Annotated in this window: 22 protein-coding genes; 4 read left to right on the forward strand and 18 right to left on the reverse strand. The window is 64.6% G+C overall.

What is annotated here, in order from left to right; all coding sequences use genetic code 11:
• Positions 1 to 6: 6 nt before the first annotated feature.
• Positions 7 to 1149, reverse strand: a complete 1143-nt coding sequence (locus ACZY1I_RS19290) for a PPE family protein, SVP subgroup (RefSeq protein WP_463756065.1) — start codon at positions 1147 to 1149, stop codon at positions 7 to 9.
• Positions 1150 to 1572: 423 nt separating this feature from the next.
• Positions 1573 to 3096, reverse strand: a complete 1524-nt coding sequence (locus tag ACZY1I_RS19295) for a class I adenylate-forming enzyme family protein (RefSeq protein WP_463756303.1) — start codon at positions 3094 to 3096, stop codon at positions 1573 to 1575.
• Positions 3097 to 3152: 56 nt separating this feature from the next.
• On the opposite strand from ACZY1I_RS19295, the gene ACZY1I_RS19300 reads away from it, so the two are divergent.
• Positions 3153 to 3986, forward strand: coding sequence for a thioesterase family protein (locus ACZY1I_RS19300; protein WP_463756066.1), 834 nt, complete (start codon positions 3153 to 3155; stop codon positions 3984 to 3986).
• 28 nt (positions 3987 to 4014) lie between these two features.
• Here the strand turns inward: ACZY1I_RS19300 and ACZY1I_RS19305 are convergent, their stop codons facing one another.
• Genes ACZY1I_RS19305 through ACZY1I_RS19320 form a run of 4 tightly spaced genes read right to left on the reverse strand, consistent with a single transcriptional unit; the run spans position 4015 to position 6403 of the window.
• Positions 4015 to 4470 carry a flavodoxin family protein gene (locus tag ACZY1I_RS19305; protein ID WP_463756067.1) on the reverse strand — a complete coding sequence of 152 codons (456 nt, stop codon included), beginning with the start codon at positions 4468 to 4470 and terminating at the stop codon, positions 4015 to 4017.
• Entirely contained in the window at positions 4467 to 4931 is a 465-nt protein-coding gene (locus ACZY1I_RS19310) for a hypothetical protein (RefSeq protein WP_463756068.1), read from the reverse strand. The genes ACZY1I_RS19305 and ACZY1I_RS19310 overlap by 4 nt, the downstream gene beginning before the upstream one ends.
• The gene (gene dapB / locus ACZY1I_RS19315; RefSeq protein ID WP_463756069.1) at positions 4928 to 5665 is read right to left on the reverse strand and encodes a 4-hydroxy-tetrahydrodipicolinate reductase; all 738 of its coding nucleotides are present in this window, start codon (positions 5663 to 5665) and stop codon (positions 4928 to 4930) included. Before dapB ends, ACZY1I_RS19310 begins: the two co-directional genes overlap by 4 nt.
• 30 nt (positions 5666 to 5695) lie before the next feature.
• On the reverse strand, positions 5696 to 6403 hold the full coding sequence (locus ACZY1I_RS19320) for a UPF0158 family protein (RefSeq protein ID WP_463756070.1): 708 nt from the start codon (positions 6401 to 6403) through the stop codon (positions 5696 to 5698).
• 97 nt (positions 6404 to 6500) lie between these two features.
• Between ACZY1I_RS19320 and ACZY1I_RS19325 the strand changes: the two genes are divergently transcribed.
• Positions 6501 to 8201, forward strand: coding sequence for an alpha/beta fold hydrolase (locus ACZY1I_RS19325; RefSeq protein WP_463756071.1), 1701 nt, complete (start codon positions 6501 to 6503; stop codon positions 8199 to 8201).
• A gap of 70 nt (positions 8202 to 8271) precedes the next feature.
• On the opposite strand, the gene ACZY1I_RS19330 is transcribed toward ACZY1I_RS19325, so the two are convergent.
• The 5 genes from ACZY1I_RS19330 to aldR form a co-directional block, all read right to left on the reverse strand.
• Positions 8272 to 9354, reverse strand: a complete 1083-nt coding sequence (locus ACZY1I_RS19330) for a PDR/VanB family oxidoreductase (protein ID WP_463756072.1) — start codon at positions 9352 to 9354, stop codon at positions 8272 to 8274.
• A 4-nt stretch (positions 9355 to 9358) separates the two neighbouring features.
• Complete coding sequence (locus ACZY1I_RS19335) at positions 9359 to 11104, reverse strand: SDR family oxidoreductase (protein WP_463756073.1); 1746 nt, start codon at positions 11102 to 11104, stop codon at positions 9359 to 9361.
• A 3-nt stretch (positions 11105 to 11107) separates the two neighbouring features.
• Positions 11108 to 12025 (reverse strand): metal-dependent hydrolase, encoded by a 918-nt coding sequence (locus ACZY1I_RS19340; protein ID WP_463756074.1) that lies wholly within the window; start codon positions 12023 to 12025, stop codon positions 11108 to 11110.
• A gap of 116 nt (positions 12026 to 12141) precedes the next feature.
• Complete coding sequence (locus ACZY1I_RS19345; RefSeq protein ID WP_463756075.1) at positions 12142 to 12612, reverse strand: SRPBCC family protein; 471 nt, start codon at positions 12610 to 12612, stop codon at positions 12142 to 12144.
• A 38-nt stretch (positions 12613 to 12650) separates the two neighbouring features.
• The gene (aldR, locus tag ACZY1I_RS19350; RefSeq protein WP_463756076.1) at positions 12651 to 13166 is read right to left on the reverse strand and encodes an HTH-type transcriptional regulator AldR; all 516 of its coding nucleotides are present in this window, start codon (positions 13164 to 13166) and stop codon (positions 12651 to 12653) included.
• A 101-nt stretch (positions 13167 to 13267) separates the two neighbouring features.
• Between aldR and ald the strand changes: the two genes are divergently transcribed.
• Positions 13268 to 14383 (forward strand): alanine dehydrogenase, encoded by a 1116-nt coding sequence (ald, locus tag ACZY1I_RS19355; protein WP_463756077.1) that lies wholly within the window; start codon positions 13268 to 13270, stop codon positions 14381 to 14383.
• Positions 14384 to 14402: 19 nt separating this feature from the next.
• Here ald and ACZY1I_RS19360 read toward each other — a convergent pair whose 3' ends face one another.
• From ACZY1I_RS19360 to ACZY1I_RS19385, 6 genes are all read right to left on the reverse strand, one after another.
• Positions 14403 to 15431: a nitronate monooxygenase gene (locus ACZY1I_RS19360; RefSeq protein WP_463756078.1), complete on the reverse strand. Its 1029-nt coding sequence runs from the start codon at positions 15429 to 15431 to the stop codon at positions 14403 to 14405.
• A gap of 4 nt (positions 15432 to 15435) precedes the next feature.
• The gene (locus ACZY1I_RS19365; RefSeq protein WP_463756079.1) at positions 15436 to 16854 is read right to left on the reverse strand and encodes a M16 family metallopeptidase; all 1419 of its coding nucleotides are present in this window, start codon (positions 16852 to 16854) and stop codon (positions 15436 to 15438) included.
• Positions 16838 to 19078: a polyribonucleotide nucleotidyltransferase gene (locus ACZY1I_RS19370; RefSeq protein WP_463756080.1), complete on the reverse strand. Its 2241-nt coding sequence runs from the start codon at positions 19076 to 19078 to the stop codon at positions 16838 to 16840. The genes ACZY1I_RS19365 and ACZY1I_RS19370 overlap by 17 nt, the downstream gene beginning before the upstream one ends.
• 362 nt (positions 19079 to 19440) lie before the next feature.
• Complete coding sequence (gene lppU, locus ACZY1I_RS19375; RefSeq protein ID WP_463756081.1) at positions 19441 to 19965, reverse strand: LppU family putative lipoprotein; 525 nt, start codon at positions 19963 to 19965, stop codon at positions 19441 to 19443.
• Between the two features lie 11 nt (positions 19966 to 19976).
• Positions 19977 to 20246 (reverse strand): 30S ribosomal protein S15, encoded by a 270-nt coding sequence (gene rpsO / locus ACZY1I_RS19380; protein WP_463756082.1) that lies wholly within the window; start codon positions 20244 to 20246, stop codon positions 19977 to 19979.
• A gap of 181 nt (positions 20247 to 20427) precedes the next feature.
• Positions 20428 to 21396 (reverse strand): bifunctional riboflavin kinase/FAD synthetase, encoded by a 969-nt coding sequence (locus ACZY1I_RS19385; RefSeq protein ID WP_463756083.1) that lies wholly within the window; start codon positions 21394 to 21396, stop codon positions 20428 to 20430.
• Positions 21397 to 21509: 113 nt separating this feature from the next.
• Here ACZY1I_RS19385 and mntR point away from each other — a divergent pair, with 113 nt between their 5' ends.
• On the forward strand, positions 21510 to 22202 hold the full coding sequence (gene mntR / locus ACZY1I_RS19390) for a manganese-binding transcriptional regulator MntR (protein ID WP_463756084.1): 693 nt from the start codon (positions 21510 to 21512) through the stop codon (positions 22200 to 22202).
• A gap of 13 nt (positions 22203 to 22215) precedes the next feature.
• Here mntR and ACZY1I_RS19395 read toward each other — a convergent pair whose 3' ends face one another.
• Positions 22216 to 23463, reverse strand: a complete 1248-nt coding sequence (locus ACZY1I_RS19395) for an acyl-CoA dehydrogenase family protein (RefSeq protein ID WP_463756085.1) — start codon at positions 23461 to 23463, stop codon at positions 22216 to 22218.
• Positions 23464 to 23480: the final 17 nt, after the last annotated feature.

The following is a 23480-nucleotide window of genomic DNA, read 5'->3' on the forward strand; positions in this document are numbered from 1 at the left end:
CCTAGTTCAGAACAGTCCGCCCTTGGGCATCACAATCGGCTTCACTCCGTACCGCGGCCCCACGCTCACGCCGCCGTCCTCGGCGTGTGCGTACATTCCCGGCGTCGGCATCCCTTCGATGAGTTCGTCCTCTTCGGGGGCCGCCCAGTAGGTGCCGTCCAGAGCCGCGGGCGCTTTCCCTGCCGGCGTCGAGTTAGCCCAGCTTGTCGGCACCGACAGGCCCCCCACCGCCGAGGCGTTGCCCAACGCGACCACGAGTCGCGTCTCGCCGACGGACGTTGGTGTGACCGACTGCGCAAAACCGAGTGGAACCGGTGGAGCGAGCCCTAGGTCGATCTCTTCTTCGTCGTCACGCTCTTCATCGCCGCCGCCACTGCCGATCTGGCCGATGCTGTAGTCGTAGTAGGTGGCCCGGTTGTGATCGAAACTCGCCCAGAACGGGTGTTCGTTGCTGTCGAGCCAATGCAGGAATTCCAACGGCTGCGTGATGGGTGGCGCGGGCGTCGGCTCGGCAAGACCCCCGACGACATCGGCTCCGTTGCTGACCACGCTGCTCAGGGCGACCTGCTCCGCTGAAGCGGCGGCCTGACCGACCGCGGCGGTTTGGTCGCCGGCTCCGGCAGGATTGGTGACCTCCGAGGGGCTGGTCAGCGGCTCCAGTCTGGCCGCCGACGCGGACGATGCCGCGTAGCCGTACATCGCTGAAGCGTCCTGGGCCCACATCTCGCCGTAGCGTGCCTCGTTGGCCGCGATAGCCGACAGATTCTGTCCGAAAGAGTTGGTCGCTATCAGCCTCGCCAGCTGGGTCCTGTTGGCGGCAACCTCGGCCGGCGGCACTATCAGCGCATGAGCCGTCTCGAAAGCGCCCGCAGAGGCCATGGCCTGGGCGGCTGTCAGCTCCGAGGATGCAGCGGTGTAGTTCAACCAGGCCAACAGGGGCTGGACCGCGGCAACCATCGACAGCGACGCCGAACTCACCCAATATTCGCTGCTGAGCCCCGCGATGACGGATTCGATGGAGGATGCCGCCGTTCTCAACTCGGCGGCTATGCCGTTCCACGCAGCCGCGGCCACCTGCAAAGGTGCCGCGCCCGCGCCGACGTACATATTCGCGGAGTTGATCTCCGGCGGTAGAGCTCCAAAGTCCACTTGGTTCCGTTCCCAGTCGAGGGCATTGCGGCCAGTCCCCACCTGCCGCACCCATTATCCCGTAGCGTCGCCCGTCACCGTGGCGCTTCTTTGGTGTGCGCAGTCACATGCAGTCGGCGCGGAACGGGTGATCATTGAGATTGTCCAATTACGATCCACATCTTTCACATATCCAATGAATATGTCTGTCCCACATCGCCGCTGGTCAAGATGGATTTGCCCCCCACCGCGCCTGGCTTGGCTGTCAAGAATTTACGTCCGGGGCCCGACCATCTATGCAATTCATATAAGAAACAGGCCAAATTCATAACTTCCGACAAGCCTTTACATCCTTCTTACGTCTTGCCCGCAGTTTTAACACCACCAATTTGACAATGGCATTCTCGGTTCATGCGCTGGGGAATCGCAATGACGTCGGCGAGCTCAACGCAGTGGCGGACCCCACCGGACCTGGTCGCGGAGCTTGCCCTTGAGCAACTTCCCACCGGCGTTGCGCGGCAGCGGTTCTGTCATCACAGTGACGTACTGCGGAATCTTGAAGTCGGCGAGTTGTCCGTCGCAATGCTCGAGGACCGTCGCGACGTCGACCTTCTCTCCGAACAGCACCGCGCCGACCTTCTCCCCCATCACCTCATCGGGCACCGCGAGCACACATGCGTCGGCGACGCCGGGGGCCGCCAGCAACGCTGCTTCCACCTCGACGCTGGAGACGTTCTCGCCCCCTCTGTTGATGATGTCCTTGAGGCGGTCGACAATGTGCACCCGTCCGGCATCATCGACGCGAACCACATCACCGGTATGCAGCCAGCCGTCGACGATCGTCGCCGACGTCGCCTCTGGGCGGTTCCAGTAGCCGGCAGTGATGTTGGCGCCGCGCGTCACCAACTCTCCGACCAGCTGACCTGATCCGTAGTCAAGAGGGATCACGCCAAGATCGACTGAAGGCACCGCATATCCGACCGAGTCGGCGTGCTCGACGGCGTCCTCGTCGGGCAGCGCGGTCATCAGCGAGGCGCTCTCGGTCATGCCGTACCCGTTGAAAACCGCCGCTTGCGGGAATGCGTCCTTGACCGACCGCACCAACGACGGCGCGATGGGCGCGCCGCCGTAACCGACCCAACGAACATCGGAAACATCTGCGGCAGCAAAATCCTTATGCCGCAACAATAACGAGTAGATGGCAGGCACGGTGACCATCACTGAGATGCGCTCGGCATGCAGGGTGGCGATCAGCTGGTCGAGGTTCAGCGCGGGCATGATCACCGCCGCTCCCCCGAGGCGGGTAGCCGCCAAAAGCTGTGAGTTGCAACCGGTCACGTGGAACAACGGAACCGAGATGAGGGTGCGCAGCTCCTCACCGATATCCTGCGGTTGACGAAGACAACGCACGCCGTTTTCGGTGTTGGTCACGAATGCCTCATGCGTGGTCGGCACGCCCTTGGGGTGACCGGTAGTTCCCGACGTGTAGAACAGCGCGGCGATGTCTGTGCGGTCAAGCTGCTCGACCACGTAGGGCTTTCCGTCAGGCAGCGCCGCGTCGGGAGCGAGGTCGATATGCGCTCCGGCGTCGGTGAGTACGAACTCCACTTCCGACTGGGTGGAGCGGGTATTCACCGCGACCGCAACACCTCCGGCCATTACCGTGCCCCAGAACGCCAGCACCCAATTGATCCCGGCCGGGTAGCGCACCGCGACGCGATCGCCCGGTTTCAGACCGGCGGCGCGCAGCCCGCCGGCCACTCGGGAAGCAAGGTCCCACAGCTGCCGGTAGGTCAACCTAGCGGCGCCGAGCTCGACCACCGCCTCGCTGTCCGGGTGGAGAGCGACCTGCTCGCCGAGCATTTCCAGCAGAGATGCCGGGAGTTCATCGTAGCGTGGGACGCCGTTGCGGTCGGCGGAAACACCGGTTCGCGGGAATGGGTTGTGGCGGCGTGAAATTTCGATCACGGGGCCAGTGGGAGGCATGCCCGCACCTCGCTCTCGGGTGTCCTATCGTGATAGCGGTGACCATCCAGGATGTCGCCATCATGCCCGAGGCGTTCTTCACTGTCGATGGTGACTCTTATCTGCCAGGAGTGATGACGCGCGGACCGTGGGGCGAGACCATGGGCGGCCAGATCGTCGGCGGACTATTGGGTTGGGGAATCGAGCAGTCCGGCATCGAGCCAGATTTGCAACCTGCTCGTCTCACGGTCGATCTGTTGCGTCCGGTTCGGCTGGCGCCGGTGCAGATTCAGACCTCGGTACAGCGAGAAGGCCGGCGCATCAAGCTCGTCGACGGTGCGTTGCTGCAGAACGGAAAGACCGTCGCACGGGCCAGTGCGTTGTTCATGCGGCGCGGTGAGCATCCTGACGGCGAGGTGTGGTCGGCCCCGGCGGAGATGCCGCCGCTGCCGACCAGTTCCGAGGGCTTCCCGGTTGATATGCCTTTCCTCATCTGGGGATACGGCGCGACGCTGGCGGGCAGTCCCGGTATCGCTGCCGGTGAGTGGGAGCAGTCGCACTCGCAGAAATTCGCCTGGACACGGTTGTTTCGGCCGATGGTGCACGGCTATCCGTTGACCCCGCTCACCCGGCTTGCCTTCGTCGGTGACGTGACGAGCTCGCTAACCCATTGGGGCACAGGCGGATTGCGTTACATCAACGCCGACTACACCATCAACGTGAGTCGCCTACCGGATGGCGAATTCATCGGGCTGGCCGCCCAGAGCCATTACGGCACAGCAGGAGTGGCCGCTGGCAGTGCGACGCTGTTCGACCGGCATGGACCGATCGGCACCAGCTCGGCACTGGCGCTCGGCCAGCCCGCAGACGCGTTTCAGCCGACCTATACGTGATCGGATAGCCGCGACCCGCTGCGCCCGGTTAGTCCATCAACTGCGCGGCCACCGTCGCGCCTAGCTCCCAGCACGACTGCAAGTCATCCTTGCCCGGCTTGCCTGACACCACGACGGTCTGCGCCGCCGGCACCCAGCCCAAGCCTGTCGTAATCGCCGAGATGCCACGCTCGGCTCCCTCGGTGCCCTCGTTGCCGTGCAGCCAGACCCCGAACGGTCTGCCCCGAGTGGTGTCCAGGAGTTGGTAATAGGCGCAGTCGAATGCGTGCTTGAGCGCCCCGCTCATGTAACCCAGGTTGGCCGGTGTTCCCAGCAGATAACCGTCGGCTTCCAGCATGTCGACCGGCGAGACGGTCAGGGCAGGCCGGCGCACGACGTCGACCCCTTCGATCTCCGGGTCGGTGGCACCTGCCAGTACCGCCTCGAACATCTCCTGGCAGTGCGGTGACGGAGTGTGGTGGACGATGAGCAGCTTCTTCGTCATCCTTGGGCCTCTAATTGGACCGCGGTCTTCATCGCTTCACGCGCGCGGCGCCGGTCCCCCGCATAGTCGTAGGCACGGGCCAAGCGATACCAGCGGCGCCAGTTCTCCGGGTCGTCTTCCAATTCGGTTCGTACGGTGGCGAACAACGAATCGGCGGCCCCGCGTTCTACGCGGCCCGATGCCCGCTTCGGCAGTGCGCTGATATCGAGTTCCATGCCGTCGTCGGCGATCAACCGGGCCAGTTTCTGGTGCGCGAATCCTGCCCGCAGGGTCGCGACCATCGCCCACAGTCCGATCAGGGGCATCACCAATACCGCAAGTCCCAGACCGACCGCGGCGGGTCGACCCGAACCGATCATGATCACCGCGGCCCGGCCGAGGAGCACGAAGTACACCAGCATCACCGCGCACATGATCGCGATGAGCACTTGGAGGCGCACGTTGCGCGCGGAATCCGTCATTGCAGGTTGAGCAGCGGCTCAATGCCTATCGTCAGGCCGGGATTTTCCTGGATGCGGCGCACCGCCAACAGCACGCCGGGCACGAACGACGTGCGATCGAGGCTGTCGTGGCGGATGGTCAGGGTCTCCCCCTCGGTGCCGAACAGCACCTCTTGGTGAGCCACCAACCCGGCCAGGCGCACCGCGTGCACCGGGATGCCGTCGACGTCGGCGCCACGCGCCCCCGGCAAGCTGGTGCTGGTGGCATCGGGGTTGGGCGGCAGATCTTTTCGGGCTTCGGCGATCAGCTTCGCGGTTCGGGTGGCGGTGCCCGATGGCGCATCAGCCTTGTGGGGATGATGCAGTTCGATGACCTCGATGGAATCGAAGAACGGCGCGGCCTGTTTGGCGAAATGCATCGACAGCACTGCGCCGATCGCGAAGTTCGGTGCGATCAGGACCGACGTGTCCGGTTTGGCGGCCAGCCACGCCTGCACCTGCTCGATGCGCTCGTCGGTGAATCCGGTGGTTCCCACGACGGCGTGAATTCCGTTGTCGATCAAGAACTCCAGATTGCCCATCACCACATCCGGATGGGTGAAGTCGATGACGACCTCGGTCTCGCCGTCAGTCAGCAGGCTCAGTGCGTCGCCCTCATCCACCTGCGCCGACAAGGTCAGATCCTCGGCGGCCTCGACCGCCCGCACCATCGTCGCCCCAACTTTGCCTTTTGCCCCAAGCACGCCTACCCGCATGCGGTGAAGCCTACTGGGCTGACTTTGCGCTCAGCCTCTCGCCGGTTTGACCGACCGGTAGCCCTCGGCGGCCAGCCACGCCCGGGCGCGACCTAGCTTGCGTTCCGCGGAGAATTGGACATAGCGCGTCACCTCCTCAGGCCGGCGCGACAGAGCGTCGCGGAACCGTCGGAAGGCACCCCCGCCCTGTATCGCGATGCCTAGGCGGTCGGCGATCTCGGCGTCATCGACAGTGGCGATGAAACGTTCCATGTCGCGGTACCCGTCGCGCGAGCCTCGACAATCCACGTACAGCCAACGGTCTCGCTCTTCGAGCTCGTCCTCGCTTATCCCAACTTCCTCGAAATCTACGAACTCCGGCCAGCAGATGCCGGTCTCGAGGTCGATTTGGCCACCTCCTTGGGCTGGGTCGCCTTCAAGCATGTCTGACAGCTGGTCCAGTTCAACGGAGATCAGGCGGAGCGTGGGCGTCGGACCGTCATTGAGGATGGCCGAGAGTTGGTCTGCCAACTCCACGTCTCCCGTCCAGTCACGCTCGCGCAGTGCCGCTTCACATTGGGCGGCCAGCTCCGTTGCCTCCGGCGTGCCCTGCGCGACGGCAGCGAGCAGACTGTCGCCGGCGACTTGCAGGACGTCTTCGGTCAGGCGTCCGCGAAGCACCTGGACTACGGCCACCCCATCACCCCGATAGGTCGCCGCTCGGAGCTCTCCAGTTGCGTCCTGGTCCCAGCTGCGCATAGCGCAACGCTAGCGCTATCGACATGTGCGCGGCTCTACTGCCGCATCTCTACGCTTAGATGGTCGGTGTACATATGCGACCAGCGGAGGTGCTCACGTGAGATCCAGTGAAATCCGGATCCGTGAGGCCAAACCGAAGGATTTCGCCCGGGTCGCGGCAATGCACTATCCGACCTGGCGGCAGTCATGGAGCGGCATCGTGGCGACACATGTCCTGGACATGATCGGGACGCCGAAGACCTGGGTCGACCTCCAATACCCGACGACCCTCAAGCGCGGCGGCTGGGGCATGTGGATGGCCGAATCCCGGGGCAAATTGCTCGGGATGATGCTGCTCGGACCGGATCTGTCGAACCCCAATCACGTTCAGATCGACGCGCTCTACGTTGCAGACGACAACCAGCGGAGCGGGATCGGCCGACTCCTGCTGGACAAGGCACTGGAAACCTATCCGGACAACGACATGATCCTGTGGTGTGCCAACAAGAACCAGAAGGCGCGCACCTTCTACGAAAAACAGGGTTTCCAGCTCGATGACCGCACCTATGTCTGGAAACCGCTGCCCGGCGTGACCGTGCCCCACGTGGGCTACCGCCTGTTCCGGTCGACACCCGAGGCACCTCACAGCACGCCCGTCGCAATGCCTGACATACCCGCTGACACACCGATCCGGCCGTATCCGCTCGACGTGTCCGAGACCCAGCTGCAAGATTTGCACCGGCGCCTCAAAGAAGCACGCTGGCCGGCCGAAATCGAGGGTGCGGACTGGGATTACGGGACCGAGCAGACATTCCTCAAGACCGTGATCGAGCACTGGACCAATCACTACGACTGGCGTGCCACCGAGGCCGAGGTCAACGCGATCGGATCGTTCCTCACCGAGGCGGCAGGCGAGCGGGTCCACTTCCTGCACGCCAGATCCGATCGAGAAGATGCAATTCCGCTGGTCATGACGCATGGCTGGCCGGGCTCGATCGTCGAGTTCCTCGACGTGCTGCCCTTGCTGCGTAAGCGATTTCACGTGGTTGTGGTGTCGATGCCCGGCTACGGCTTCTCCGGCCCCACCCGCCGGCGGGGTGTCGACGTCGCGGTGGTCGCCGCGTCCGTCGCAGACGTGATGGCCCAACTGGGATACGAACGCTATGTCGCACAGGGCGGTGACTGGGGCGCCCTGGTCACTCGCTACCTCGGCGAGCACTACTCGCAGCAGGTAGCGGCGATCCACACGAACATGTTGTTCTCGCCGCCCGACCAGAACGATCCGGAGCTATTGGCCGACATCTCCGAATCCGAACTCGTCGCCATCACGACCAGCATTGAACGCATTAAAGATGGCACCGCCTACATGGAAGTGCAGTCGACACGGCCACACTCGCTTGGTTTCGGTTTGGATGACTCGCCGCTCGGCCTGGCCGGTTGGATACTGGAAAAGTTTCACGCCTGGTGTGACATCCGGGAAGGTATGCCGATCAGACCCGATCGGCTGATCGACAACCTGATGTTCTACTGGCTCACCGGCACGGCCACCTCGGCGGCGCGTCTCTACTGCGAATCGGCTCGGGCAGGCACCGGTGCACTCAACGACTGGACCGGCCGTATCGATGTTCCCACCGGTTACGCCGTCTACCCCGGCGAGATACTGCAAACGCCGCGCGCATGGGCGGCGGCCCGCTACAACCTGGTGCACTACGCCGTTCAAGACCGCGGTGGTCACTTCGCCGCCTTCGAACAACCCGCGCTGTTCGCCACCGATCTGGCGAACTTCGCCGACGTGCTCACCGAGAAGAAGATTTTTTAGTCGCGACTGGTCAGCCCGTCGCGACCGCAAGCGCGGCGTAGCCGGGCGCAGCGGGTCGCGACTAATCGGCCTAGGCGTCGATGACGATCCGGTCCCCATCGGATCGTGACACACAGACCAGCATTTCGTCGCTGCCTTCTGCGGTGCGGCCGCGCCGATCCACTTGCCCAGCAAGCACTTTGACTTTGCACGTACCGCAGAATCCCTGCTGGCAGGAATACGCGGTGGTCGGGTCTCGGTCGAGCATCACCTCGAGCGCCGAGCGGTTCGCCGGGATGTTCAGCACCTGCCCAGAGCGGGCAAGCGCAAGCTCAAAAGGAGTCCCGTTGACAATCGGCGCCGGACTGAACCGCTCGTAATGCAATGGGGCGTTGGCGTGTTCGTCACGGGCTACGCGCACCGCCTCGAGCATGGCGGCCGGCCCACAGACGTACACCGCGGTCGTCGACCCGGCGCCCGCCAGTAGGTCGTCGACGGACGCAAGACCGCTGCGCTCGTCGTCGGCCCATACCGTCACCCGGTCCGGCGCCACCGCCGTCACCTCGTCCAGCAACGGCATGAACTCGCGACTGCGTCCGGCATAGACTGCCCGCCAATTGATTCCACGCTGCGCCGCAACGCGGATCATCGGCAGAATGGGCGTCACGCCGATGCCACCGATCACGAACAGCACGTCCTGTTCCGACGATCCCAGATAGAACGCGTTGCGGGGACCTTCGAACAGCAGGGTGTCACCCACATCGAAGGCATCGTGCATCTCGATCGAACCGCCGCCGCCGTCCGCGATGCGCCTGACCGCGATGCGGTAGTCGGTGCGCCGCCCCGGCGGACCGCACAGCGAATACTGCCGTCGCCGACCCGACGGCAACTGGATGTCGATGTGCCCTCCCGGCGTCCAGGACGGCAGCAATCCCCCGTCCGGGTCGGCCAGCGTCAATGCGACGACATCCGGTGCGACGAGTTCGCGCCCAATGACTTTCGCGCTGTGCGTTCGCCCCACCGGCGTCACCCGAGACGGATTCCACCGCGACGCTGCGGCGAGGCCCCCCACCAGGGTGCGCACCCCCCACAGCACCGTGTAGAACCGATCGTGATCACGACGGCCGTAGAGGTCAGCCGGTCTGCTCGTCCAGATACTCTCCCGCACAGTCATATTCCTACTTCTGCCTGATATCTACGCGCGCGAGCAGTCGAACCGCCGACGGGCTGATGCGGCGCATCGCGTAGCCGAGTTTGGACTCGACGGCGATGGGCAGAACGGGTGGTCCGGTCCTGATCGATTTGACGATCGCCTTCGCGGTCGCTTCGGGGGTGTAGTTGCGCCGCCGGTATGCGGCGTCCGCTTTGTCCCGGGCGCGCTCCTGCTCCTCGGCCGACAAGCCCGCGTACACCGTGTTCTTGGCGATGTTGGTGTTGACGAAGCCGGGGCACACAGCGGTGACGGCGATGCCCTCGTCGGCGAGGTCGGCGCGCAGGGCTTCGCTGAACCCCAGCACCGCCGCTTTGCTCGTGGTGTAGGCCACCATCGACTTCGACGGCAGATACGCCGCGGCCGACGAGATATTGATGATCGTTCCGCCCTCGCCGCGCTCGACCATCTGCGCGCCGAATGCCCGACTGCCGGTGATGACGCCGCGGACATTGACCGCCATGATGGCGTCCCAGTTTTCTGCGGTGGTCTCCAAGAACCGGCCGGCCATCCCGATCCCCGCGTTGTTCACCAGGATGTCGACGACACCGTGCTCGTTATGGACCTGTGCGGCAAGGTCATTCATCGCGGCCTCGTCGGTGACGTCGGCTTGGTAGGCCACCGCTTCGGCACAGGCCGCGCGGACCGCGTCCGCACTCTCGTTGGCCGCGGCCAGGTCGCGGTCCACGACCACCACCGCGCGTGCGCCGCTGCGGGCGAGTTCGACCGCGGTCGCCCGGCCGATACCGGCACCCGCACCGGTGACCAACGCCAACTTGCCCCGCACCTCACGCGGGCCACCGCGCACCACCGACTCGTCCGTGGAAGCCGCACCGCCGGCGATCTTGTCGACCCACTCAGCGGTCAGGCGCGCGATGACTTCAGGCCGCGACTTCACCACCCAGTGCCCACCCTCGATCGGGACAACCCTGCCACCCAGCGACATTGCACTCAGGGATCGCTGCAAAGCCGCTGTGACGAACATGTCCTTGCTCGGCACCAACACCTGGATCGGCACGCTGGTGTGCGGACGCTGCCGGCCCGGTGACACCAGTGGCGCAGGCAGGTTCGCCCGGTAGAGATTGAGTCCGTTCACGTAGTCGCCGACGGACCGCGGCGATGGGTCGCGACGACTTCGAGTGCTCGACCGGCCGATACGTTCAACGGCGTGAACGGCTTTCATTCCGATCCTGGAACGGAAGGCAAGGTCCGGAACTCCCGGGCACAGGAAGAACCAGATGTACCCGGACGACAACGCCTGCCTCGCGACCTGGGTGGCGGCCCGCGGCGTGCGCGCCGAGCGAAAGAACCTGCCGGCTTGACCCAAGTGCGGCCCGGAGATCGAAGTGAACGACGCCACCTTGGCCGTCACGGACTCGTCGGTGACCGCGGCCCAAGCCTGTATTGAGCCCCAGTCGTGCGCCAGCAGATGTACCTGATCGACACCGAGGCTGTCGATCACCGAACCCATGTCTGACACCAGCTGATCCATCCGGTATCCGGATCTGTCTGCTGGACAGGATGATTCACCGGCACCGCGCACGTCGTAGGCAATGACGTTGTAACGCGTGCCGAGAATCTCGGCCACGCCGTCCCAGATTCGACGGTTGTCCGGATAGCCGTGCACGGCCAGGATGGTCGGGCGCGTCAGGTCGATATCGGTGTACCGATGAATCGCAAGGGTGACGCCGTCGGATGCTGTGATGGTTCCCATGGCTCAGTGAGAAGCACGGGCAGCAGGTGACACCGCCAGGTATTCGACGGCTCGTTCCAGCCCGCCTAGTTCGGACGGGTGGAAGCCTGGCCGGTAGTAGGACCCGACGACCCGAATCAGTCGAAGCGGCCCGGGAACCAGACCGCGGCGCGCCGCGCGCAGGTAGTCCCGAACGCGGGGCTTGGCTCCCGCCGGCACGTGCGGGTCCACCGAGTACATGAACCGAACGCCACGAATCCATAACAACAAAAGCACTGGACCCACGAATAATTGGGTGCGCGCCCGGCGAAAGTACCCGGCCTGCAGATGCACCATGGTGTCGAACGCCACGGCCTTGTGCTCGACCTCCTCGGCCCCATGCCAGCGAAGCATGTCCAGCATCACCGGGTCGGTGCCGATGGCGTCGAGGGCCGGCGTGTCCAAGACCCACTCACCGAGTACGGCGGTGTAGTGCTCGATCGCCGAGATGAACGCCACCTGCTCTAACAGCCAGCTGCGCTGCCGGCGCACACTGCGGTTCGGCCGTTCGCCGAGCAGCCTCTCGAACAGCCACCTGACCTGGCCGGTGAACGGCGTCAGGTCGATACCTTCGGCGTCGAAATGGCCGAGTACGCCGGAGTGGGCCTGCGAGTGCATCGCCTCCTGGCCGATGAATCCCTGGATGTCCAGACGCAGCTGATCATCTTTGATCAGCGGCAGCGTCTTCTTGAAAACCTCGACGAAGAACTCCTCGCCCGCGGGCAACAGCAGGTGCAGCACGTTGAGCACGTGGGTCGCCAGAGGTTCGTTGGGCACGTAGTGAAACGGCAGGTCAGCCCAGTCGAAATCGACATCGCGCGCTTCGAGTACGAGACGTTCGTGGTCTGCGGCGTCGGCCTGTCGGTAGTGCGGACCCACTGCCCGGTCGTCGACTGTGCTCATCAAGGCCCCCTTGCCTCGGCGTCTACGGAGAGCGCCCCAAATAGCGCCCCGTTGGACGTCATGTTGCGAAAAGTGTACTGCAGTACCCCAGGTATGCGATACCTGCGGTACTACCTTTATTCGGGGGTTGCTTCGGCGCGGCGCTTCAACCGCTGCAGCGTGAGCTCGATGTTCTTGGCGTTCTCCGATGCACGGTCGGCAACTCCGGTGGCTTTACCAGCGATCTTCCGGAACCAACCGGGCCGACGGTCCCAGGTGCTTTCGGTGACCTGGCAGCCACCGTCGGCCGCAGCCTCGATGTCGTACTGCCAACGAGCGATCGGCAGAACCGTGTGTTTCACCTCGAAGGCGAACGCACGGCCGGGTTCGGCGTCGGTGACGGTGCATTTCGTTGTCCAGCGCTTGCCACTGTTCTCGTTGTGGCCGACGAACACCGCTCCTTTGCCGATCCCCCCGCCCTTCCGCAACTCCATGGCTTTGGCCTCTTCGGCCAATGTGGCCAGGGTCGGCAGGTCGGTGATGAGGCTGTATACCTCTTCGGGACTGGCGTCGATACGCACCGTTGCACTTGCTGAGGGTTCACTCATGGGCTGATCATAGCCAGCCTTTGACGCCCTGAACTGGCCTAAATCGGCGCAGCGCCGCGCAAGTGCTCGAAGATTAACGATGTCTGGGTCCCCGCGACATCGGCGTCGGCGTTGAGGTTTTCCACCACGAAGGACCGCAGGTCTTCGGTGTCGCGAGCGGCGACATGTAAAAGGAAATCGTCAGCGCCGGCCAAGAAATAGACGTCCATCACCTGGCGCCTGCACCGGATCTGCTGAATGAAGTTGCGGATCTTCCCACGCGCGTTGGACTGCAGGTTGACCGAGATCATTGCCTGCAAAGGCAGACCCACCGCGACCGGGTCGATGTCGGTGTAGAAACCGCGGATCACGCCGACATCCACCAGCCGGCGAACCCGTCCGTGGCACGTCGAGGGTGCTATTCCGACCGCCTCGGCGAGCGCGTTGTTGGCGATGCGGGCGTCGGCGTGCAGCAGGGTCAGGATTCTGCGGTCCACCTCGTCAAGCTCGACGCGCCGAATATCCTTCGGGGCGTCAGCCATGATACGCGACGATTCCGTTGATCTATCGGTCATATATCTACTTTATAGAATATGCATCTCCATATTTGCAGACACTCCGAATCTTCTTCACAATTGAAGAGTCAACCTCAACCGATGTTCGGCAGGAGGCGATCATGCGAGTTGGTATTCCGACCGAGACGAAGAACAACGAATTCCGGGTAGCCATCACCCCGGCAGGGGCGGCCGCCCTCACCCATCGCGGCCACGAAGTACTGATCCAGGCCGGCGCCGGGGAGGGCTCGGCAATCACGGATGCGGATTTCAAAGCAGTGGGCGCCCAGCTCGTCGATACCGCCGAACGGGTGTGGGCCGACGCCGAGCTGGTGCTCAAAGTCAAGGAACCGATGCCTTCGGAGTACGACCAGTTGCGCTCCGGGCAGGTTCTTTTCACCTACCTGCACCTTTCCGCCTCACGCTCGTGCACCAACGCGCTGCTGAGCTCAGGCACCACGGCCATCGCGTATGAGACCGTGCAAACGGCCGATGGTGCGCTGCCGCTGCTCGCCCCGATGAGCGAAGTTGCCGGCCGACTCTCGGCGCAGGTCGGCGCCTACCACCTGATGCGGACCCAGGGCGGCCGCGGAGCCTTGATGGGCGGGGTGCCCGGCGTCCAGCCCGCCGACGTCGTCGTGATCGGCGGGGGTACCGCCGGCTACAACGCGGCGCGAATCGCCAGCGGCATGGGGGCATCGGTCATGGTTCTCGACGTCAATCTCGGCAAGCTCCGACTGCTCGACGCGGAGTTCGCCGGGCGCATCGGCACCCGCTACTCGTCGGCCTACGAGCTCGAGGGAGCGGTCAAACGCGCCGACCTCGTAATTGGAGCGGTATTGGTCCCGGGCGCCAAGGCCCCCAATGTGATCTCGAATTCACTTGTCGCACAGATGAAACCGGGAGCTGTGCTGGTGGATATCTCCATCGACCAAGGGGGCTGCTTCGAGGATTCGCGCCCGACGACTCACGACGATCCGGTATTCGAAGTGCACGACACCCTGTTCTATTGCGTGGCCAATATGCCCAGTGCGGTGCCGAAGACGTCGACCTACGCGCTGACCAACGCGACGATGCCCTACGTGCTCAAGCTCGCCGACCACGGCTGGCAAGCGGCATGTCGATCGGATCCGGCACTGGCCAAAGGACTTTCGACGCATGCGGGCGCGCTCCTCGCAGATCATGTGGCCGAAGACCTCGACCTGCCGTTCACCGAACCGGCCAGCGTGTTGGCCTGACGTTGAGCGGGCCGGCGAGTTACCGGATGTAGGGGGCCAGGCCCGCGACGATATCGGCCGCCGGTCCCGAGCGGGCTTCCCGGTATGCCTCGCCCACCCACAGGTTCGTGCCGTGCGGGTCCTCTTCCTGAATCGCCGCGACCCGGATCGGCTCGGTCATCTGGTTGATCTCGGGATAGCCCAACGGCGCCACGTGATCGAGCAGTCGGGTGAAGTTGTTGGCCAGGCCACGCGCATAACGACCGGAGAACGCCCGGGTGACCACTGTCGAATCAAAGGCCGGGTTCTTCAACGCGACCCGATAAGCCGGGTCGGTGCCCGCTTCATCGGCGAGCAGCAGTGCGGTGCCGACCTGCGCGGCCACCGCTCCCCTGCGTAGCACCGCCGCGACCTGTTCGACCGTGCCCAAGCCACCCGCGGCGATGAGCGGCACATCGTGGGCGCTGCCGATCCGGTCGAGCAACTGGAAAAGCGATTCGCTACCAGGTTCCATGTCGGGTGCAAAGGTGCCGCGATGTCCGCCGGCCGCCGGGCCCTGGACCACCAGGTTGTCCGCGCCGGCCGCGACGGCGACCCCGGCCTCGTAGGCAGACGTCACGGTGATGGAAACCAGAAGTCCGAGCGCACTCAGCCGGTACACGACATCCGGTGGCGGCGCACCAAAAGAGAACGACACCATCTCGGGCCGAACGTCTGCCACGACCTCGAGCTTGCGATCCCAGTCGTCGTCATCGCCGTGGGTGGGGTGGCCCACCTCGACGCGGTAATGCTCGGCAACATCTTCAAGCTCTTCGGCGTAGTACTCCAGCTGCACCCAGTCCGCGACGCTGGGTTGGGGTACCAACAAGTTGACGCCGATCGGTCCGGTGGTAGCGGCACGTGCGGCGGCGATGTCAGCGGCAAGCTGGTCTGCGCTCACATGTCCGCCGGCGACGAACCCGAGCCCGCCCGCGTTGGAAACCGCCGCGGCCAGCGCTGGCGTACCCGGGCCACCAGACATCGGCGCACCCACGATCGGCGCTGCGATATCCCAGAAGCCCAATACCATCGGGCTAACTTACCATCGCTCGAAGTTGTTGTGGCAGTTTATATTTAGCAGAGCGTTTCGACGGGTACGGGCCGAGGACGGCAGCACCGTAGCGGTTGTTCAGCAGGCTACGAGCCACCGCGTTGACCTGGTCGAGGGTGACCCGCTCGATCTGCCGCAGCGTGTGCTCGATGGTGCGGTGGGCGCCGTAGTTCAGTTCGCTGCGACCGATACGGCTCATCCGCGAACCGGAGTCTTCCAACCCAAGCACCAGTCCGCCGCGCAGTGATCCCTTGGCGATTCGGCATTCATCCGCGGTGATGCCGTCACGCGCCACCGATTCCAGCACTTCGGCGGTGACCCGCATGACGTCGTCAAAGCGTTCGGGTTGGCAGGCGGCGTACACCGACAGCGTGCCGGTGTCAGCGAAGATGTCGAGCGCGGAATACACCGAGTAAGCGAGGCCGCGGGACTCCCGGATCTCTTGGAAAAGCCGGGAACTCAGCCCGCCACCCAGCGCGGTATGGAGCACGGACAGCGCCCAGCGCGATTCCCAGCCGCGGCCGGGCGTGCGGACGCCGAGTGTGACGTGGGTCTGCTCAGAGTCCCGGTTGCCCAGAACGAGGCTGGGAACGGTGTTGACGCGGCCCGAACGTTTGCGCGGTTCGACGGGCTTGCGCCCTTGGACCAACCGCGCCCCGAAGTGTTCACGCACCAGCGCGACGACCTCTTTGTGGTCGACGTTGCCAGCGACCGCGACCACCATTCGCTCCGGTGTGTAGCGACGCACGTGGAACGAATGCAGTTGCGCCCGGGTCATCGCCGACACCGATTCCGCGCTGCCGATGATCGGTCGGCCCACCGGGTGGTCACCGAATAGTGCCGTCATGAACATATCCGCGAGCGCGTCTTCGGGGTCGTCGTCGCGCATCGAGATCTCCTCGAGGACGACGTGACGTTCTAATTCGACGTCGTCGGCGGCGCACCGCCCGTTGAGCACCACGTCGGCGACCAGGTCAACAGCCAGAGCAAGGTCGGTGTCCAGCACGTGCGCGTAGTAGCAGGTGTGCTCTTTTGCGGTGAAGGCGTTGAGTTCGCCGCCGACGGCGTCCATCGACCGCGCAATGTCCACCGCCGAGCGGGTCGGCGTCGACTTGAACAGCAGGTGTTCGAGAAAGTGTGCAGCTCCGGCCACCGTGGTGCCTTCGTCGCGAGACCCAACCCCGACCCAGACCCCGACCGACGCGGAGCGCACTGCGGGTAAGTACTCGGTGACCACCCGCAGCCCGCCAGGCAGCGTGCTGCGACGCACTCCCCCGACACGTTCGGCCCTCGGCTCGACCTTTGCGGCGGCTTTTGCACCAGCCTTCAGCGAGGCGCCCTGCTTGCCTTGATGCAGGGCGCCCGCTGAATCAGCTGCTGGCCTCCTAGGAGACGGTGGCATCGGCTGGCGCTGCTCCGGAATCGGCGGGAGCGGCGCCCGAGCTGTCTTCCTCGACGAGAACCAGCGAGATCTTGCCCCGCTTGTCGATGTCGGCGATCTCCACGCGGAGCTTGTCGCCGACGGATACCACGTCCTCGACCTTGGCGATGCGCTTGCCGCGGCCGAGCTTGGAGATGTGGACCAGGCCGTCACGCCCGGGCAGCAGCGACACGAACGCACCGAAATCGGTGGTCTTGACCACCGTTCCGAGGAACCGCTCACCGACCGTCGGCAACTGCGGGTTGGCAATGGCGTTGATCCGGTCGATCGCGGCCTGCGCCGAGGGGCCATTGGTGGCACCGACGAACACAGTGCCGTCGTCCTCGATAGAGATCTGCGCCCCGGTCTCCTCTGTGATCGAGTTGATCATCTTGCCCTTGGGGCCGATGAGCTCACCGATTTTGTCCACTGGGACCTTGATCGTGGTCACCACCGGCGCGTACGGGCTCATCTCGTCCGGGGCGTCGATGGCCTCGGCCATGACCTCGAGGATGGTCAGACGCGCGTCCTTGGCCTGGGCGAGCGCGCCCGCGAGCACCTTGGAGGGAATCCCATCCAGCTTGGTGTCCAACTGCAGCGCGGTGACGATGTCCTTGGTGCCTGCGCACTTGAAGTCCATGTCGCCGAACGCGTCTTCGGCGCCCAGGATGTCAGTCAGGGTGACGTAACGGGTTTCACCATCGACATCGTCGGAGACGAGGCCCATCGCGATCCCGGCCACCGGCGCCTTCAGCGGCACACCGGCGTTGAGCAGCGACAGCGTGGAAGCACACACCGAACCCATCGAGGTCGAGCCGTTGGAGCTCAGCGCTTCCGACACCTGACGGATCGCGTAGGGGAACTCTTCGACGGTCGGCAGCACCGGAATCAGCGCCCGCTCGGCCAGCGCGCCGTGCCCGATTTCACGCCGCTTGGGCGAACCCACGCGACCGGTCTCGCCGGTGGAGAACGGCGGGAAGTTGTAGTGGTGCATGTACCGCTTGGACGTTTCCGGGCCGAGCGAGTCGATCTGCTGGGCCATCTTGACCATGTCCAGCGTGGTCACACCCAGGATCTGGGTCTCGCCACGCTCGAACAGTGCGCTGCCGTGGGCCCGCGGAACCAGGGCGACCTCGGCCGACAGGGCGCGGATGTCGGTGATTCCGCGGCCGTCGATGCGGAAGTGGTCGGTGAGGATGCGCTGGCGAACCAGCTTCTTGGTGAGCGAGCGGTACGCGGCGCCCACTTCTTTCTCCCGGCCCTCGTAGGTGTCGGCGAGCCGCGCCAGCACCTCGCCCTTGAGCTCGTCGGTCCGCTGGTCGCGCTCCGCCTTGCCGCTGATAGTCAGGGCCTTGGCGAGCTCGTCGGTGGCCACCGAGGCGACCGAGTAGTACACGTCCTCGCCGTAGGCGGGGAAGACCGGGAATTCGCCGGTCGGCTTGGCGGCCGCGTCGGCAAGCTCCTGTTGCGCTTTGCACAGCGCGGCGATGAACGGCTTGGCCGCCTCCAGGCCCTCGGCCACCACGGTCTCCGTCGGTGCCTTGGCGCCGCCCTCGACCAACTCGAGGACCTTGTCGGTGGCCTCGGCCTCGACCATCATGATCGCGACGTCATCGCCGACGATGCGGCCGGCCACGACCATGTCGAACACGGCCGTCTCGAGCTGCTCAACAGTGGGGAAAGCGACCCAGGTGCCGTCGATGAGTGCGACCCGCACACCACCGACAGGCCCGGAGAACGGCAGGCCGGACAGCTGAGTGGAGGCCGACGCCGCGTTGATTGCCACCACGTCGTACAGGTCGTTGGGGTCCAGGCTCAGGATCGTCACGACGACCTGGATTTCGTTGCGCAGGCCGTCGACGAACGACGGGCGCAGCGGCCGGTCGATCAGCCGGCAGGTCAGGATCGCGTCGGTGGAGGGCCGGCCCTCACGACGGAAGAACGAACCGGGGATCCGGCCCGCGGCATACATCCGCTCCTCGACGTCAATCGTCAGCGGGAAGAAGTCGAAATGATCCTTGGGGTTCTTGCTGGCGGTGGTTGCCGACAGCAGCATGTTTTCGTCGTCGAGGTAGGCAACTACCGCGCCGGCGGCTTGCTGGGCCAAGCGCCCGGTCTCAAAACGAATGGTGCGGGTGCCGAAGCTCCCGTTGTCGATGGTGGCGGTTGACTCGAACACGCCTTCGTCAATTTCAGTCGCAGACATACGTCAGTGCGGCCTCTCTGGTTATTCAGCTGTTTTGCGGGTCCATGCGCACCCCGAACGGGCTGAGCTCGCCAGGAATACCTGGGAGCAAACCAGTGAACAGAATCTGAATACGGCTACGGCCATCGATCGAAGCGGCCGACCTGCCCCAGATCCGGGGAGCCCGGCCGCCACTACCGAAGACCGCCCGATGCAGATGGGACTGCTCCCTGTAACACGCAAGCGACTCGCTGGAACAACACACGCAGATGTGCGTGAGCCGCACCAGTTCGTTCGGGCCGAACCGGCCCAGAACGACCTAACTCTACACCGAGCTAACACGGTGGTAATGAAGGCACGGGTGCAGACCCCCGTGCCCAACTTCAGGTGTGGGGCCCGTGGCTGACGGTCTCGACGCAGACTGCGAATCTGCGCTGGGAGTAGGTGTAGCCCAGGCCGCTGCTGCACTGGTCGACGCTGACCGGGGGGTCCAGGTCCGTGAGGATCTGGGTGGCCCGCTGGCGATTCGGTATCGACGTGTCGTTGCAATCGACACGGAACGGATCGACGGTGTGGTGCGGGTCAACACTCATGCAACCGCCGATCACCCAGTCGACGTCGAGGCAAACAGTGTTGTCGGAGCCGTCGATCGAGTTGTGCGTCGAATACGAGGAGTCGACGTCCGTCGGGCACTGCGCGCGGTCGACCACGGTAGCGACCACCTTGAAGTTGGCCGCCGGACTACCGCAGAGAGCCTTGGCCGCTTCCGGTCGATCGGCGGTGCCGCCCAGCTTGAGACAGTCGCCCACCTTGAAATCGCTGAGGTCAGCCGCCTTGTTCCCCGCCGAACATCCCGACAATCCCCCGGCCGCGCAGACTACAAAGGCCGCCGTTATCGAGGCGCGCAACGCGCCGCGGGTCAGCGACGCAGACCCAGCCTTTCGATCAACGAACGGTAGCGGGCCACATCGACCTGGGTCAGGTACTTGACCAGCCGCTTACGACGGCCGACCAGCAGCAACAGACCACGACGAGAGTGGTGGTCATGCTTGTGCACCTTCAGGTGCTCAGTCAGGTCCGCGATGCGCTTGGTCAGCAGCGCGATCTGCGCCTCCGGCGATCCGGTGTCGGTCTCGTGCAGACCGTAGGAATTCAGAATTTCTTTTTTCTGCTCGGCGGTAAGCGCCACGAAAACATCTCCATCAATAGGTCCGCGATCAAAATTGAAGGCGCGGCCGCCGCGAACCGCAGCGCACGCCGTCGGGGAGTCTAGCAGCGCCGGGGTGCCGGACCCCAATTTGCTGCGCCGCGAGCGTGACCAGGCTGCGAAATCCGTACCCCGGATGTCAACGTGCGGTTCCGCTCGCGGACTATTTCAGCAGGCTGCGGGTGCGTTCTGTGTCGTTACCGATCTCGACGACCAACTCATCGATCGAGTCGAACTTATGCTGACCGCGGATCCGCGCGACGAAGTCCAGCGCCACGTGCTGGCCGTACAGGTCGGCGGTGGTGTCGAGGACGAACGCCTCGACCGTGCGGGTTCGCCCGGAGAAGGTGGGGTTGGTCCCGACCGATACCGCCGCCTGATAGCGCTCCCCCGGAATGACCGTGCCGGTGGCCGGGCCGTGCCCGAGGACGGTGAACCAGGCGGCGTACACGCCGTCGGCCGGAATCGCCGAGTACATCGGTGGCGCCACGTTGGCGGTCGGATACCCCAGCTCGACTCCGCGGCCGTAACCGCGGACGACGACGCCCTCGACCCGATGCGGTCGTCCCAGCGCCTCGGTAGCCGCCATCACGTCTCCGGCGTCTACACAGGACCGGATGTAGGTGGAGGAGAACGTGACGGTCTCGTTGCTGTGGTGCTCGGACAGCAGTGACATGGATTCCACCGCGAACCCGAACCGGTCCCCGGCCCGGCGCAGGGCCGCGACATTGCCCGCCGCCTTCTTGCCGAAGGTGAAGTTCTCGCCCACCACCACCTCCACGACGTGCAGGTTCTCGACCAGCAACTCGTGGACGTACCGGTCAGGGGTGAGCTTCATGAAATCGGCGGTGAACGGCATCACCAGGAAAACGTCGATGCCCAAGTCTTCGACGAGCTCGGCACGACGGGTGAGCGTCGTCAGCTGTGCCGGGTGACTGCCCGGGTGCACTACTTCCATGGGGTGGGGGTCGAAGGTCATCAGCACCGATGGCACACCGCGGGCGCGCCCGGCCTTCACCGCATGCGCAATCAACTCGGCGTGCCCTCGATGCACCCCGTCAAAAACCCCGATCGTCAGAACGCATCTGCCCCAGTCCGTGGGGATCTCGTCCTGGCCGCGCCACCGCTGCACGACCGCAAGCCTACGACGTCATCGCCGGCGCGATTGCCCGGATCGGGGGGTAGCGCACCCTTCCGGCCCGCCGGGACGCCAAATTAGGCGTGCGTTGCCTAAACTGGCTAACCGTGAGGGCTGACAACGAGCCGGGCGGGCTCACCGCTGTTGGCCAGGACTATTTGAAAGTCATTTGGACGACCCAAGAGTGGTCGCGGGAGAAGGTCAGCACCAAGCTGCTCGCTGAGAAGATCGGCGTGTCCGCCAGCACGGCTTCGGAGTCGATCCGCAAACTCGCCGAGCAAGGTCTGGTCGATCATGAGAAGTACGGCGCGGTATCGCTGACCGAATCCGGCCGGCGTGCGGCACTGGCCATGGTTCGTCGGCACCGGCTGATCGAGACCTTCCTGGTCAACGAGCTCGGGTACAGCTGGGACGAGGTGCACGACGAGGCCGAGGTGCTCGAGCACGCGGTGTCGGATCGCCTGATGGCCCGCATCGACGCCAAGCTCGGGTTTCCGCAGCGCGATCCGCACGGCGACCCGATTCCGGCCACCGATGGGCAGGTCCCGACACCACCCGCGCGGCAGTTGTGGGCCTGCGCCGACGGCGACACCGGAACAGTGGCCCGCATCTCCGATGCCGATCCCGAGATGCTGCGTTACTTCGACAGCGTCGGCATCAACCTGGACTCGCAACTGCGGGTGCTCACACGTCGTGAGTTCGCCGGCATGATCTCGGTGGCGATCGAATCGGCCGACGGCGCCGCGAGCACGGTGGAGCTTGGCAGCCCGGCCGCGCGTGCGATCTGGGTGGTCGCCTGACCTGCGATCGCCGCTAGCTGAGCAGGCCCTTGGCGATGTGGGTCACCTGGACCTCGTTGCTGCCGGCGTAGATCATCAGCGACTTGGCATCGCGCGCAAGCTGTTCCACGCGGTACTCGGCCATGTAGCCGTTGCCGCCGAACAACTGGACAGCCTCCATCGCGACATCCGTCGCCGCCTCCGACGAGTACAACTTGATCGCCGATGCTTCTGCCAGAGTCAGCGGCTTCCCGGCTCGCTGCCGCTCGATGACCTGAAAGACCATGTTCTGCACATTCATTCGGGCAATCTCCATCTTGGCCAGCTTCAGCTGGATCAACTGGAACTGCCCGATGTTCTTGCCCCACAGGGTGCGACTCTTGGCGTAATCCACGCACAGCCGGTGACATTCGTTGATGATGCCCAGCGCCATCATCGCGATGCCGATCCGCTCGGCGGCGAAATTGGCACGGGCACTGTCGCGCCCATCGCCGTCGGTGTGTGTTTCGCTCTCCCCGAGCAGTCGGTCCGGGCTGAGCCGCACGTTGTCGAAGAACAACTCGCCGGTGGGCGACGACATCATGCCCATCTTCTTGAACGGCTTGCCCTGGGTCAGGCCCTCCATGCCGGCATCCAGCACGAAGACCAGCACCGGCCTGTTCCGTTTGTCGACGGAGGCATCCCCGTCATCCAGCTTGGCGTAGACGATCAGCACGTCGGCATAGGGTCCATTGGTGATGAACGTCTTCTGCCCGTTGAGGATGTAGTCCGCTCCGTCGCGTTTGACGTAGGTCTTCATGCCGCCGAACGCGTCGGAACCGGAGTCCGGCTCGGTAATAGCCCACGCCGCAATCTTTTTCAGCGTCATCAGGTCCGGCAGCCAGCGCTCTTTCTGTGCCAACGTCCCGCGACTCATGATGGTGGACGCTCCCAGACCGAGGCTCACCGACGCAGTGCTGAGCAGTCCGATGCTGACGCTGGCGAGCTCGGACACCAGCACCGCGACCATCGATTGCTGGGCACCGAAACCGTCTGATCCGCTTTGCTTTTCGCCGTTCTCCTGATGCGCACCACTCTGCTTGGCGCGCTCACGGTCGAGCATGTTCTTCACCGCTTCGGCGGCCATCACATCGAGTCCGAACTGGCCGAAGAGCTTGCGAGCGATCGGATACGGCTGCAGCTCACCGGTTTCCAACTCGTCAAGGTGCGGACGGATCTCTTTGTCGATGAACTTGCGAACGGTATCGCGCACCATCAAATCGGTTTCGGACCACTCGATCATGTCGCTCCCCCGGGCTT

It is taken from the genome of Mycobacterium sp. IDUB_37, from assembly GCF_055419245.1.